This is a genomic window from Aeromicrobium sp. HA, from assembly GCF_027171405.1.
GTDB classification, from domain to species: Bacteria; Actinomycetota; Actinomycetes; order Propionibacteriales; family Nocardioidaceae; genus Aeromicrobium; species Aeromicrobium tamlense.
In genome coordinates, this window is record NZ_CP114372.1 from 2,554,034 (window position 1) to 2,566,630 (window position 12,597).

General features: G+C 68.7%; 14 protein-coding genes. 5 read left to right on the forward strand and 9 right to left on the reverse strand.

Annotation, left to right across the window (positions count from 1 at the left end; translation table 11 throughout):
* Nucleotides 1–66: 66 nt before the first annotated feature.
* The gene (locus O3S82_RS12645) at nucleotides 67–1,557 is read left to right on the forward strand and encodes a carotenoid oxygenase family protein (RefSeq protein WP_269303242.1); all 1,491 of its coding nucleotides are present in this window, start codon (nucleotides 67–69) and stop codon (nucleotides 1,555–1,557) included.
* Nucleotides 1,558–1,559: 2 nt separating this feature from the next.
* Here the strand turns inward: O3S82_RS12645 and O3S82_RS12650 are convergent, their stop codons facing one another.
* Complete coding sequence (locus O3S82_RS12650; RefSeq protein WP_179423341.1) at nucleotides 1,560–1,919, reverse strand: SdpI family protein; 360 nt, start codon at nucleotides 1,917–1,919, stop codon at nucleotides 1,560–1,562.
* Between the two features lie 107 nt (nucleotides 1,920–2,026).
* Here O3S82_RS12650 and O3S82_RS12655 point away from each other — a divergent pair, with 107 nt between their 5' ends.
* Nucleotides 2,027–2,536 (forward strand): flavin reductase family protein, encoded by a 510-nt coding sequence (locus O3S82_RS12655; protein WP_179423339.1) that lies wholly within the window; start codon nucleotides 2,027–2,029, stop codon nucleotides 2,534–2,536.
* A gap of 1 nt (nucleotide 2,537) precedes the next feature.
* Here O3S82_RS12655 and O3S82_RS12660 read toward each other — a convergent pair whose 3' ends face one another.
* Nucleotides 2,538–2,930 carry an SRPBCC family protein gene (locus O3S82_RS12660; RefSeq protein ID WP_179423337.1) on the reverse strand — a complete coding sequence of 131 codons (393 nt, stop codon included), beginning with the start codon at nucleotides 2,928–2,930 and terminating at the stop codon, nucleotides 2,538–2,540.
* 70 nt (nucleotides 2,931–3,000) lie between these two features.
* Between O3S82_RS12660 and O3S82_RS12665 the strand changes: the two genes are divergently transcribed.
* Complete coding sequence (locus O3S82_RS12665; RefSeq protein WP_269303247.1) at nucleotides 3,001–3,348, forward strand: hypothetical protein; 348 nt, start codon at nucleotides 3,001–3,003, stop codon at nucleotides 3,346–3,348.
* Between the two features lie 4 nt (nucleotides 3,349–3,352).
* A complete protein-coding gene (locus O3S82_RS12670; RefSeq protein ID WP_218845716.1) occupies nucleotides 3,353–3,775 on the forward strand; it encodes a hypothetical protein in 423 nt (140 codons plus the stop codon).
* 119 nt (nucleotides 3,776–3,894) lie between these two features.
* Here the strand turns inward: O3S82_RS12670 and O3S82_RS12675 are convergent, their stop codons facing one another.
* From O3S82_RS12675 to O3S82_RS12685, 3 genes are all read right to left on the reverse strand, one after another.
* Nucleotides 3,895–4,236, reverse strand: coding sequence for a hypothetical protein (locus O3S82_RS12675; protein ID WP_269303250.1), 342 nt, complete (start codon nucleotides 4,234–4,236; stop codon nucleotides 3,895–3,897).
* 14 nt (nucleotides 4,237–4,250) lie between these two features.
* The gene (locus tag O3S82_RS12680) at nucleotides 4,251–4,631 is read right to left on the reverse strand and encodes a hypothetical protein (protein WP_269303251.1); all 381 of its coding nucleotides are present in this window, start codon (nucleotides 4,629–4,631) and stop codon (nucleotides 4,251–4,253) included.
* Nucleotides 4,632–4,746: 115 nt separating this feature from the next.
* Nucleotides 4,747–5,163: a DUF1761 domain-containing protein gene (locus O3S82_RS12685; RefSeq protein WP_269303253.1), complete on the reverse strand. Its 417-nt coding sequence runs from the start codon at nucleotides 5,161–5,163 to the stop codon at nucleotides 4,747–4,749.
* 98 nt (nucleotides 5,164–5,261) lie between these two features.
* Between O3S82_RS12685 and O3S82_RS12690 the strand changes: the two genes are divergently transcribed.
* Nucleotides 5,262–6,221: a helix-turn-helix transcriptional regulator gene (locus O3S82_RS12690; RefSeq protein ID WP_269303255.1), complete on the forward strand. Its 960-nt coding sequence runs from the start codon at nucleotides 5,262–5,264 to the stop codon at nucleotides 6,219–6,221.
* A 48-nt stretch (nucleotides 6,222–6,269) separates the two neighbouring features.
* Here O3S82_RS12690 and bsh read toward each other — a convergent pair whose 3' ends face one another.
* From bsh to O3S82_RS12710, 4 genes are all read right to left on the reverse strand, one after another.
* Nucleotides 6,270–7,217, reverse strand: coding sequence for a choloylglycine hydrolase (bsh, locus tag O3S82_RS12695; protein ID WP_269303257.1), 948 nt, complete (start codon nucleotides 7,215–7,217; stop codon nucleotides 6,270–6,272).
* Nucleotides 7,218–7,686: 469 nt separating this feature from the next.
* Nucleotides 7,687–9,306: an ABC-F family ATP-binding cassette domain-containing protein gene (locus O3S82_RS12700; RefSeq protein WP_269303259.1), complete on the reverse strand. Its 1,620-nt coding sequence runs from the start codon at nucleotides 9,304–9,306 to the stop codon at nucleotides 7,687–7,689.
* 1,144 nt (nucleotides 9,307–10,450) lie between these two features.
* Complete coding sequence (locus O3S82_RS12705; protein ID WP_269303263.1) at nucleotides 10,451–11,410, reverse strand: hypothetical protein; 960 nt, start codon at nucleotides 11,408–11,410, stop codon at nucleotides 10,451–10,453.
* On the reverse strand, nucleotides 11,407–11,973 hold the full coding sequence (locus tag O3S82_RS12710; protein ID WP_269303264.1) for an RNA polymerase sigma factor: 567 nt from the start codon (nucleotides 11,971–11,973) through the stop codon (nucleotides 11,407–11,409). The genes O3S82_RS12705 and O3S82_RS12710 overlap by 4 nt, the downstream gene beginning before the upstream one ends.
* Nucleotides 11,974–12,597: the final 624 nt, after the last annotated feature.

Below are 12,597 nucleotides of genomic sequence, written 5' to 3' on the forward strand. Positions count from 1 at the left end.
CATAACGGCGTTATGGTCGAGCGATAACAGCGTTATGCGGCTCGGGCGCATGTCTGAGGAGACGCCATGACCCACACCATCGACCCCATCACCAGCTCGACGAACCGGTACCTGCGCGACAACTTCGCGCCCGTTCGCGAGGAGCTCACGGCGACCGACCTGGCCGTCACCGGGCGACTGCCCGCCCACCTCGACGGCCGCTACCTGCGGATCGGCCCGAACCCGCTCGACGACCCCGGCGACCAGCACCACTGGTTCCTCGGCGAGGGCATGGTGCACGGCGTCCGGCTGCGCGACGGACAGGCCCAGTGGTACCGGAACCGCTGGGTGCGCTCGGCCGATGTCGCCGACGCCCTCGGCGAGCCCGTGCGCGGCACGCCCGGCGAGCTCGACTTCGCCGCCAACACCAACGTCCTGCAGCACGCCGGGCGCACGCTCGCTCTCGTCGAGGCGGGCGCGCCGCCCTACGAGCTGGCCCACGAGCTCGACACGGTGGGCCCGTGCGACTTCGGCGGCACCCTGCCGAGCCTGCCCGGTCGGCCCGGCTACGCGGCGCATCCCCATCGCGACCCCGACACCGGGGAGCTGCACGCCCTGTCCTACAGCTGGATGCGCGGCAACAAGGTGGCCTACTCGGTGCTCGGCAACGACGGCCGGATCCGGCGCAGCGTCGACATCGAGGTGCACGGCAGCCCGATGATGCACGACTTCGCCCTCACCGAGCGGCACGTCGTGATCCTCGACCTGCCCGTCACGTTCGACATCGCGATGGCCACCGCCGACGTGCCGCGCCTCATCAGGCCTCTCGTCCGCGGAGTCCTCAACCGGGTGATCGGGCGCAATCCGCTGCCGGAGCCGGTGATCGCCCGGATCGCGCGCGGCGGGAGCGACGAGCCCTCACTCCCCTACCTGTGGAACCGCGACTACCCCGCCCGGATCGGGATCCTGCCGCGCGACGCCGATGGTGACGCCGTGCGGTGGTTCGAGATCGACCCCTGCTACGTCTTCCACACGCTGAACGCCTACGACGACGGCGACTCCGTCGTGGTGGACGTGGTGCGGCACCCGCGGATGTTCGACACGGTCCTCAACGGGCCGGACGAGGGCCCTGCGGTGCTGACCCGGTTCACCCTCGACCTGCGCACCGGACGGGCCCACGAGAGCGGCATGGACCAGCGGTCGCAGGAGTTCCCTCGGCATGACGAGCGGCTCACGGGACGACGGCACCGGTACGGCTGGGCCGTGGGCTTCGAGGACGGCGTCCCGGGCGACACCGTCCTGCGGCACGACCTCGCCACCGGCACCACCGACGCGCGCCGGCTGGGCTCCGGGATGGAGGCGAGCGAGTTCTGCTTCGTGCCCGACCCCGACGGCACGGCCGAGGACGACGGCGTGCTGATGGGCTACGTCCACGACCGCGCCGAGGGTCGGAGCCAGCTGCGCCTGCTCGACGCCGCGACGCTCGAGGACGTCGCGACGGTGCACCTTCCCGGTCGCGTGCCCGCGGGCTTCCACGGCAACTGGGCACCGGAAGGGACGGACCTCGCCGACGTGTGACCTCAGTCGTCGAGCGCCCGGGCGGCGCGACCGCCGACGACGGCGCCGTGGATCACCAGCACGAGCATCGCGGCAGCGCCGACCAGGACCGTGGTGAGCATGACGGCCTCCGACACCGGCGCGAGCATGACGAGGGCGACCAGGATCGACACGACCCCCGCTGCCTGCGTGGGGCGCTCGGCGCGCTGGTGGGCGGCGAGCCAGGCCTCGTCGCTGACCATCGTGCTGGGCGTGCGGATCCCGGCGAGCGCGTTGCGACGGAGGCGGCCCGAGGCCGCGGCGCGCGCCATCCACAGCAGCAGCACTCCCGTGCCCGCCATGACGACGAACAGCACGAGGCGCGCGATCAGCAGCTCGGTCACCCGTCCACCGTAGGGGACGCAGAATGATGCCTTTCGCCCCGCCGGGTACCCGAATGCCTCATCGTTCGTCCGCTGCGGAGCACGCCCGGCGGACGTAGGGTGCTGGCGTGAGCGACGAGGCCTTCGAGTCCCTGATGACGTCCGTCGACCCGCCCCTGGTGGTGGTGACGACCGCGGCGGAGGACGAGCGCGCGGGCTGCCTCGTCGGCTTCCACTCCCAGTCCAGCATCGACAGCGGGCACTACAGCCTGTGGCTGTCGAAGGCGAACCACACGTACCGCACGGGTCTGCGCGCCACGCACTTCGCGGTGCACTTCCTCACCGACCAGGACCACGCGCTCGCCGAGCGGTTTGGCACCGTGTGCAGCGCCGAGACCGACAAGTTCGCCGACCTCGAGGTCGACACCGACGAGCACGGCACGCCGCTGCTGCGCGACCTCCCGAACCGGCTGCTGCTCGAGCGGATCGCGGTGCTCGACGACGGCGGCGACCACGTCTGCCTGACCACGCGCGTGCTCTCGGCCCACAGCGGCGGGCCGTTCACGCCGTTGCGCGTCTCGGACGCGGACGACCTCGAGCCCGGACACCCGGCCGAGGCGCGCGCCGTCTCGCCCTGAGTCAGCCCTCGAGCAGGCCGGCCAGCGTGTCGAGGTCGGCCGCCACCTGGCGGCAGTCGCGGTCGAAGTCCTCGTCCGAGAGGTCCAGCTGGCGCACGGTCATGAGGATCTCGGAGCCCTCCGGGTGCGCGAGCACGCGGAACGGATTGGTGACGACGTCGCCGTTCGGCAGGGTGACGTCGTGGTCGAGGACGCCAAGGTCGTTGCGCGGGACGAAGCGCACCGACACCTCTCCCATCGGCGACTGCATCCGCAGGACGTCGCCCTGCACTTCGATGTCCTCGGCCTGAGCCAGCCCCGCCGCCCAGCGCGGCAGGTGCGCGGGATCCACGGCGAAGTCGTAGACCTTCTCGGGCGATGCGGCGATGACGCGGCTGACGTGACGGGACTCCATGGGTGGCAGCATGCCACCGGTCACCGTCGGAAACAGCCCCGGCGAGCGCCGCGAGGCCTAGCCTTGCGCCATGGAGAGCCTCGCGGACTGGTGGTTCGGCCTGGGCTTCATGTTCGCGTTCTACATCGCCCCGGCCGCGATCACGCTGGCGTTCGCCCTGAGGCCGAGCTCCAGACTCCGCACGACCACGGTCGCGATCGGGCTCGTCACCTGGCTGCTGTGGCTCGCACAGTTCGCGGTCTGGACCCAGTCCCATGACGAGCCGATCCCCGGCGAGACCGTCCCGAACGAGCTCTTCCCGATTCACGAGGCGCTCGCGCACGCGAGCGCGGCCGGATGCGTCATCTTGCTCCCCCTTGCCGTGGCCGTGGTCGTGACCGGTCGCCCCGCCCGACAGCACGTGCGAGTCGAGGGCTGAGCCCGTGGGCAACCGGAGCGTCGCCGAGAAGATGGGCGTGAAGCCCGGCTGGACGGCCCACTTCGTGCACGCGCCCGACGGCGTGCCGGAGTCCATGGGGCTCCCCGACCTGAGGATGGTGCCGTTGCGCGGCGAGATCGACTACCTCCACCTCTTCGTCGTCACGCAGGACCAGATGCGAGCCGAGTTCCCCCGCCTCGTGCCGCACGTCGCGCCGCAGGGCAAGCTCTGGCTCTCGTGGCCGAAGGGACGCGGCCTGGGCTCCGACCTGACCCTTCCGAAGGTCATCGAGATCGGCTACGACTGCGGCCTCGTGGAGAGCACCTGCCTGTCCGTCGACCCCACGTGGAGCGGGCTGCGGTTCACCCGCCCGAAGGAGGGCACGCGGTACCGCAACAGCTTCGGCACCCTGCCGGGCCAGCGCTGACCTCCGTCCGCGTCCACGCCTCCGGCGCGCGAGATGTGTAGCGGTCTCCACCCCTTTCCGGAGGATGGGGCCGAAGAACGGTGGCGAACGCTACACATCTGGCGCCGCGGAGCGGTGGGTCAGGTCCACAGCTCCCGCAGGGCCACGGCCGCCAGCGCCACGTCGATGCCGACGCCGAGCAGCCACCACGGGGTGAAGGTCACGAGCAGCAGCGCGAGCGAGATCAGCGACGCCGCCAACAACACACCCGGCCACCACTGCGCACCCGCGAGGAACGCGACGCCCGCGACCACGAACACGGCCACCGCCGCCAGGGCCACGACCGTCGTCGACGAGCCGAGCTCGCCCAGCAGCCACGAGTGCCGCACGTCGAAGGGCACGTCGTCCGAGGCGGGCGCCATCCAGATCGCGGCGTGCACCAGACCGTGGGCGATGAGAAAGGCACCGAACAGCCAGCTCATGGGATCTCCTCCTCCTAGGGGCTCATCACGTGGGAGTCCACCCAGCGCTCCAGCGCCGGGACGAGCAGCAGGGCGGCGATCCCCGCCAGCATGAGCACGTGGACGAAGGCGTTCCACAGCCACGTGCCGGTGGGCTCACCACCGCGGGCGGCGGCCACGGCGTAGGTGAGGAGGGCGACGAGCCCGATGGCCGACGACGTCAGTGCCGCCGTCTCCCACCAGGGGTGGCGGGCGAACAGCCCGTAGGTCGCCAAGCAGAATCCCGCGATCGTCACGAGACAGAGAAGCCGCGTGACCCACCACAGCGCCCCGGAGGTCGCGACGCCGCGCCCGGCGAACGCCGGCGTCAGCCACAGCCACGTACTGCCGGCGAGCAGGAGTGCGATGCCGCCCATGCTCCGGATCGTCCACATGGCCCTCGCCTCCTACCCCTCGATCGTCCCGCCGTAACGCTGGCGCGCACAGGGCCGAAGGGCACGAGGTGACCCCGCCCTTCGACCCCTTCGCACGTCATCCGACGGCGACGAGGAGCACCGAGGCGAGCACGCTCGTGCCCACGAAGTAGGGCGCGTTCACGAGGCCGTAGAGCAGCGGTCGCGGGACGTTGGGATTGATCGCGATCTGGAAGGCCATCGCGGTCAGGTAGCCCACGCCGACGACGAGGCCGAAGACCACCGCATCGCCCGTCGTGGTGACACCGAGAGCCTCGAGCAGCACCGCGGTCGCGAGCAGGGTGACGAGCTGGCACACGACCGGCCCCACCGCGGACACGGCGCTCACCGGAGGCGTCGACTCCCCCGCCCGCCCGAGGGCGAGTGCATAGGGGCGGGGCACGACGACGGCGAACCACACGCCCGCCAGCACGATCGATGCGACGGCGGCGATGCCGAATGCCAACCAGCTGGTGTCACCCAGAACGTTGAACATGGAGACCCTCATTTCCGGCGGCCACGGTGGCCGCTCTCGTGACAGCCTTCCGAGCATTGCGGTCAGCATCTGTCCGCTACTTGCGACAGAATCGAGACGTGACGACGACCTCGGGACGGCTGCTCGCCCTGCTCTCGCTCCTGCAGACCCGGCGCGACTGGACGGGCGAGGTGCTCGCGTCGCGCCTCGACGTCAGCCCGCGCACCGTGCGCCGCGACGTCGAGCGGCTGCGCGAGCTCGGCTACCGGATCGAAGCCTTCACGGGGCCGGCAGGCGGCTATCGTCTCGACGCCGGAGCGGACCTTCCGCCCCTGCTCCTCGACGACGACCAGGCACTGGCCCTGGCCCTCTCACTGCAGGTCTCCACCACCACCGGCCTCGGGCTCGACGACCGGATCGGCGAGGCGGCACTGCGGGCGCTCACCGTTCTGCGCCAGGTCATGCCGTCACGGCTGCGGCACCGCCTGGACGCGCTGCCCGTCGACGTGGTCGAGGCGCGATCAGGCCCGGCCGTCGACCGCGATGTCCTCCTTGCGATCGGCGCCGCCGTCCATGCGCGCGAGGTCCTGCGGTTCGACCACGCCGGCGCTCGGCGCCGCGTCGAGCCCCATCACCTCGTCCACCGGCACGGCCGCTGGTACCTCGTCGGCTGGGACCTCGGCCGCGAGGACTGGCGCGTCTTTCGCGCCGACCGGATCAGCCCGCGTGTACCGAACGGGCCTCGGTTCGTCCCGCGCGACCTGCCGGGCGGCGACCCCGCCGTCTTCGTCACCGCTCGGTTCCGCGGGTCCGAGGACAACGAGTGGCCGTGCCGCGGCGAAGCGGTGGTGCACCTGCCGATCGACCGGGTGCGCCCGTTCGTCCGCGACGGCCACGTCGAGGCGGTCACGGACGACCGCACCCGGGTCGTGGAGGGCTCGTGGTCGTGGCCCGCGCTCGCGGCCTCGCTCCTGCGCTTCGACGCCGAGATCGAGGCCGTGGAGCCGCTTGAGCTCGCCCAGGCCTTCCGCCTCCTCGGCAGCCGCGCCGAGACAGCGGGACGAGCGCCACACCGCTAGAGCCAGCCCCCGGTGATCGCCGAGCCGCGACCCGGGTGCGATCAGCGGTCAGACGACGACGAGCTCCTTGCCGGCCGGATCGTGGTCCGCCAGCGCGACGCTCTGGACAGCGGGGTCGTCGTAGGTGCTCCAGTAGTACGTCGTGGTCCGCGCCGAGAAGAGCCCGGTGTAGATGGTCGTCTCGAACTCACCGGAGCCCATGGCCGCGCTCCCGTCGACCATGGCGACCTGCTGGAGCGTGTGGAACGCACGGCTCACGTTCTCCTCCTCCGTCGACTTCTGCGGGTAGTGCGCGTTCACGTAGGCCGCGCGCACGAACCGGGACGGCGAGTAGTAGTCCCCGGGAATCCCTCGCATGTGCGACCCGGAGCCGAACGGCGCGAGGCGCGCTCGGCCGACCTCGGTCTCTTCGGGGAACTCCGGGCCGACGTTGAGGTAGTTGCGCAGGTTCTCGTGGTGCCAGCCGAAGCCCGGCTGGTTCGCCAGGACGTCAACGTCGTCGTCGAAGACCTGCACCCCCTCGTCCGTGGCCTCCACCACGATGGCGCGTGTGGCGTCGCCGATGATCCAGTGCAGCAGCGAGCTCGGGTACCGATCGTTGATGGGCTTGTCCACGATGACCAGACTCCGCAGCGCCGCCTCGACCTCGTCGACGCTGGAGAACTGGGACGTCACCCAGAGTGGGAACTCGTACGCAGCGACGTTGGTCGCGCCCTCGACCGGCTCCTGCGCGTAGCGCGCGTAGCCCGGGAAGTTGAGTCCGGCCACCGCCAGACCCGCGTCGTTGCCGCAGTCGAAGTAGAGGGGCGTGCCCTCCTCCACGATCGCCATCCCGATGACGGCGTGCCGGAGACTCGGCACCGCCCCGAAGGGCGAGGGCACCTCGACACCGGTGGGCGTCACCACCACCCGCTCGCCGTAGCCCTGCGTCCAGTCGAGATTGCGGGCCAGGTACAGATGGCCGCTCCCGTCGGAGAATCTGATGCTCGTGCACATGGTCCGCCCCCCGCCGGGAGTGGCCGCGTGGCCGTGCATCGCAGTCGCCGCCGGCTTCCATCGTCCGGTCGCCGAGGTCGGATCCACCCGGCGTGCTGTCCTTCTCAGGATGGACCCGTCGGGAAGTACCCGCCATTCGTCGCGGATCTTGAGATGGTTGGGCCCGTACCCGGGCCTCAGCGCCAGAACATCGCGAACGATCACCCTGGCGCCGCGCGGACGTCTATCGTTCGCGCAAGAACTAGCGCCCGACGCTCAGCGCGGCCTGCCATGCTGCTTTCTCTCGTTCGACTCCAAGAAGCCACGGATGACTGACCACACGATGGGCCGTCTGGAGTTCGGGTCCCTGCGCGATGCGTGGAGGGGCGAGGCGTCTGACTTCACTCCGCTGCTGGCTGAGCGGTTGGACGTACGTGGCCCTCTGGGAGTGAGGGTGCGCGTGGGCAGCGGTTCCGGACGGTCCAGTGTCTCAGCGGTCGCGCTGCACGCGTCCCTCGTCCCACACGGGCTCCGAGCTCTCGCGCACCACGCCGTCGGCCCCGAAGACCAGGAATCGGTCGAAGGTCTTGGCGAACCAACGGTCGTGAGTCACGGCCAGGACGGTGCCCTCGTACGACTCGAGCGCGGCCTGCAGCGCCTCGGCCGACTCCAGGTCGAGGTTGTCGGTGGGCTCGTCGAGCAGCAGCGACGTCGCTCCGCCGAGCTCGAGGCGCAGGATCTGCACCCGTGCCTTCTGCCCTCCCGAGAGCCGTTCGTACGTGGTCTCGGCCTGCTGCTCCAGCTCGTAGCGCCGCAGTGACGACATCGCCGGCCCGCGCTGCAGGGCATGTTCGGCCCACAGGACGTCCAGCAGCGTGCGGCCTTCGAGCTCGGGGTAGGCGTGGGTCTGTGCGAAGTGACCCGGCACGACCCGCGCGCCGAGCTTCCAAGCGCCCGAGTGGTCGACCGGCTGGCCCGCCAGCAGACGCAGGAAGTGCGACTTGCCGGAGCCGTTCGAGCCGAGCACGGCCACTCGCTCGCCCTGGAACACCTCGAGGTCGAACGGCGCCATCAAACCCGTCAGCTCCAGCTTCTCGACGGTGATCGCCCGCACGCCGGTGCGGCCGCCCTTGAGGCGCATCGTGATGTCCTGCTCGCGCGGCGGCTCGGGGGGCGGCCCGATCTCCTCGAACTTCCTCAGCCGGGTCTGCGCCGCGGCGTACCGCGACGCCATCGCATGACTGACGGCGGCGGCCTGCTGCAGGCTCACCACCAGCTTCTTCAACCGCGCGTGCTGCTCGTCCCAGCGCTTGCGCAGCTCCTCGAACCGCGCGAACCGCTGCATGCGGGCCTCGTGGAACGACGCGAAGCCGCCGCCGTGCACCCACACGTCGGCTCCGGCCGGCGACGGCTCGACCGACAGGATCTTGTCAGCGGCCTCCGACAGCAGCTCGCGGTCGTGCGAGACCAGCAGCACGGTCTTGCGGGTCTCGCGCAGCTGGTGCTCCAGCCGGCGCTTGGAGGGCACGTCGAGGTAGTTGTCGGGCTCGTCGAGAAGCAGCACCTCGGCCGGTCCGCGCAGCAACGCCTCCAGCACGACCCGCTTCTGCTCACCGCCCGACAGCGTCACGGCCTCGCGGTCCATGACGGAGTAGTACGAGGCACCGAGCGCCTCGATCGTGCACATGTCCCAGGTGTTCTCGTAGTCGTAGCCGCCGGCCTCGGCCCAGTCCGAGAGCGCTTGGGCGTAGGCCATCTGCGTGGCCTCGTCGTCGTTCGAGGCCAGCGCGGCCTCGGCGGCATCGACCGCTCGCGCGGCGTCGCGGATCCGGTCAGGCGCCACGCTCACCAGCAGGTCACGCACCGACGAGCCGTCCCGAACCGTCCCGACGAACTGCGGCATCACTGCCAGGCCGCCGGAGACGTTCACGGTGCCCGAGTCGGGCGTCAGGGAGCCGTCGATCAGCCGGAGCAGCGTCGACTTGCCGGCCCCGTTCGGGCCGACCAGCGCCACGACGGAACCCTCCCCCACCCGGAACGACACGTCACCGAGCAGCAACCGCCCGTCCGGAAGGACGTACTCCAGGTGTGCGACGTCGACGTGACCCATGACAGAAGCCTGTCAGGGTGAGGCCACCCCTCAGCCCAGGGGTCCGCGCGCAACAGCTCCACCCTGAACCGAGGGCGGGCGCCCGAGGCTCAGACGTTGAAGCGGAACGATCACGGTTGGTTACGGTGAACAGCGGCGGCCGTTGGAAAGTCGAGAAAACGTAGCGTTTCCAGTGTAAGTTCGCTGCCACTCATGTTGGCAACAGTCGGAGAGGCTCGGTATCCGTGGGACGTCTTGCGGACTGTTTGCGGACCGCGGCGGCGGCGAGCAGACGAAGTCAACATTGCGCGGGTTTCCCCGCAGCTCGGGAATGCTCCACGCCGGCTCAGGTGGCCCAGGCTCAGGCGCACGCCCGCGCCCGTCATCCCGAACGTCGGCATCAGACGACTCCACTCGCCGTTGTGGCGGACCTGTGCGAGTCAATTCGCAGAACTCGCCGCGGATTCAACGAAGCCTAGACCTACTCGTCATGATGTGCCTACAAGCGGAATCGTCTCCAGAAGCGTGACATTCCGGAGCCATCCCGCCCGCGTGCATGAGAAATCCCGTGCGATGACCGAAATGCGCGCCGGATGTAGTGACTCGCCATACCCTGTAGGTGTTCGTTGGTTGAGGGATGCCAGCGCCGGTGAGTTCAACTCTCACTCGGTTGCATCGGGAGTCCTCGGCCTGCTCGTCATTTCGCTCGTCCGCCTGTTGAGTGAGCGCCCATTTGGGCGTCTCAGGAAGGGGTCGCGTATGACGAACCCGAAGCACAAGAAGATGAAGAAGAGCAATGACCCTCAGGGTTCTCGTAAGTTCCACCACTATGTTCTCGAAACCATGTGGGCGGTAGCAGCGAGTGGCGCGGCAGGGCGCTGGCTTCCCTGAACCAATGAACCTGAGAACGCCGTCGCCTCAGTGCGCAGGAGGACGTCATGTACGGGTCTGTCCATCGGAACCCTAGATCCGGCGCCAGTGACGTCCTGGCCTTCGGACCTGCCCAGCTGCTCAGGCATCGCTGAGACCCGTGATGGCTACGCGACGCGATGCCGTAGACGGGACTGCGATTGTCGGGGTGTTGACCGCCTGCATCTCGCGCCCGTTCGGCGAGAGTCGTAGTAAACGCAGGCAGTACCACCTCCGCACTCCAACCTGGCGTCCGTCAGTCGAACTCCTGAATCTGCGGCGTGAGGAACTCAGGACGGGTACCGAGCAATTCCCCGTTGATCAATGAGCCGCTTCTGGGGCCGACGTGGAAGGTCCCCACTTGGGTTCTCCCATCGGACAGGTAGACCGAGACATCCCAACCATTCGGGTACCGCCTCTCCCGCTCGCGCTGCGCGCGTTCCAACTCGGCAGGATCTGTCGGTCCGAACGGGTCGTCGGGACTGAAGGCTCTCAGGTCGGTCACACGCGCGTAGCCCAGGACGCGCTCACCTTCGAACCTGTAGTCGCCGCGGTACACCAAGTCTGGAACCTCGTGCAGGGAACGACCCACTCCGAATGTTTGTCCGTTCTCATTGATGCCGAGCTGGGTGGGGGTCTGCCGCACGTATTGGATCGCGATCGTTCCCACAAAGCCATCAGCCGGACGGACTTTGACGGCACCTGCATCGGCCGTGAGCGCCAAATCCGAGAAGAACACGTAAGTTCCTCCACTCTTGAGGTCTTCTTCGGACCAGCTGTGAGACCACGTCGAGAAATCGCCCGACCCTGCGGAGACTGTGAGCGTGCCGGCCTCCATGACCCGCACCTTCACGTGGACATCCGTCGCGCCTTCGGGCCGATCGCCCAGCGGAACGTCGATCGCGGCAGCGAACTCGCGAGTACTGGGTGTTCCCAGAAGCTCTCGTACAGAGCTTCCCGGCACCACACCGTCCGGAGCTGGGATCGGCGCTCCGTAGATCTCAGTTGGATAGAAACCCTTGGACGATGGCGCCGCTGGAGCCTCGGTACCGGTGGCTGCATAGGCGGCGAAGGTCGCGCCTGTGCCTACGAGAACGCCGGACAGCGCCCACCCGGCAGCTTGCAGTCCCCTCCTCCGCCGTGGGCTTTCCTCGGCGGCATGGGCGATCAGACCCGCTCGAATCGCGTCGGCCCTATCGCCAGTGAGTTGGATCATGACGGTTCTCCTTCCGGGAGCAGGGTCGCAGTAGCTGTGGACTTCAACCGGCGCCGTAAGCGCGATAGCCGGGTCTTCGCTGCGGACTCGGAGACCCCCGTCGCGAGTGCCGCTTCGCGGATCGAGAACCCCTCAATTGCCGTCATTGCGAGTAGGTCTGCGTCGATTGGCTTCAATGACGCTAATGCGCCACGCAACGCGGTCAGCCGCTTGTCCTCGTGATCGCTGATAGCACGCGCGGCATCGTCGATGAGGACGGGAGGGGGAAGCGTGGCCAGGAACTTCTCGAACCTCCGGCGGGATCGAGCGGCGTTGCGCGCTACGTTCCGCGTCGTGACGAGTAGCCATGGCAGCACTGACCCATCCACGAACGTCACGTGGGACCGTCGGCGCCAGAGCTCGAGAAACGCCATCGCGGCAAGATCCTCGGCATCGTGACGTGTAGCACCTCCACGCAGCACGTGGGTGAACACTCGGTCCTTGTGTCGATCCCAGATCACTCCGAACGACAACGGATCACCCGCGAGGATCCGTCCCCAGACGCCCTCGTCCGTTTCATCCATCACACCTGAGTATGTCCGGACGGAGTTCAAAGGTGGCATCGCGAGGTGAGGGCACGCGCAGACTCACGACGCAGATGGACACGGCGGTCCAAGCGACCCACACCGATGTGGATGTGGCCCAGTCTGGCCCCAGCGCTTCGGACCGAAAATGAGAGACCCGAGGCCCCGATGGACTCGAACCCGCGCTACCGCCTCGAGAGTTCGTTCGGGCGGCGTAGGAAAAGTATTGAGAAGCGACGTTATCGCAGGTCAGAGGCACCTTACGGCATCGGACGTCGTTGACGGGATCGAGCGATTTCGTGCGCCCAACTTGGCCCAACTGTTGGGGTCACTCTGGCGACATCGCCGCCGATTGACATTCACCCAGACCATCGAAGTGACGCGATCCGCGAGTATCCAACTCCAGACGAAGCCTTGCTCGGCGACGGCCCAACGGTGGACCTCCAGGAGGCTCTCCCCAACATTCGCGTCTCGTGGGTGAGCCGCTCAACTGAAGGCAGACCCGTGTATGGGCGTTTCAGTTAGTAACCCGCGGGACCTCGCGGTCGAAATGCCGGAGGTTCCGTCGGCTGAGAACGTGGACGAAATCGCAACCTGATCGAATTCTCCTCCTCCAAGAGCTCA

Excerpts from the sequence above, each read along its gene's own strand:
- O3S82_RS12685 (WP_269303253.1), bottom strand. The coding sequence starts at position 5,163 with ATGTTCAACGTTCTGGGTGACACCAGCTGGTTGGCATTCGGCATCGCC.
- bsh (WP_269303257.1), bottom strand. The coding sequence starts at position 7,217 with ATGTGCACGAGCATCAGATTCTCCGACGGGAGCGGCCATCTGTACCTG.
- O3S82_RS12700 (WP_269303259.1), bottom strand. The coding sequence starts at position 9,306 with ATGGGTCACGTCGACGTCGCACACCTGGAGTACGTCCTTCCGGACGGG.
- O3S82_RS12645 (WP_269303242.1), top strand. The coding sequence starts at position 67 with ATGACCCACACCATCGACCCCATCACCAGCTCGACGAACCGGTACCTG.
- O3S82_RS12705 (WP_269303263.1), bottom strand. The coding sequence starts at position 11,410 with ATGATCCAACTCACTGGCGATAGGGCCGACGCGATTCGAGCGGGTCTG.
- O3S82_RS12710 (WP_269303264.1), bottom strand. The coding sequence starts at position 11,973 with ATGGATGAAACGGACGAGGGCGTCTGGGGACGGATCCTCGCGGGTGAT.
- O3S82_RS12660 (WP_179423337.1), bottom strand. The coding sequence starts at position 2,930 with ATGGAGTCCCGTCACGTCAGCCGCGTCATCGCCGCATCGCCCGAGAAG.
- O3S82_RS12675 (WP_269303250.1), bottom strand. The coding sequence starts at position 4,236 with ATGAGCTGGCTGTTCGGTGCCTTTCTCATCGCCCACGGTCTGGTGCAC.
- O3S82_RS12680 (WP_269303251.1), bottom strand. The coding sequence starts at position 4,631 with ATGGGCGGCATCGCACTCCTGCTCGCCGGCAGTACGTGGCTGTGGCTG.
- O3S82_RS12665 (WP_269303247.1), top strand. The coding sequence starts at position 3,001 with ATGGAGAGCCTCGCGGACTGGTGGTTCGGCCTGGGCTTCATGTTCGCG.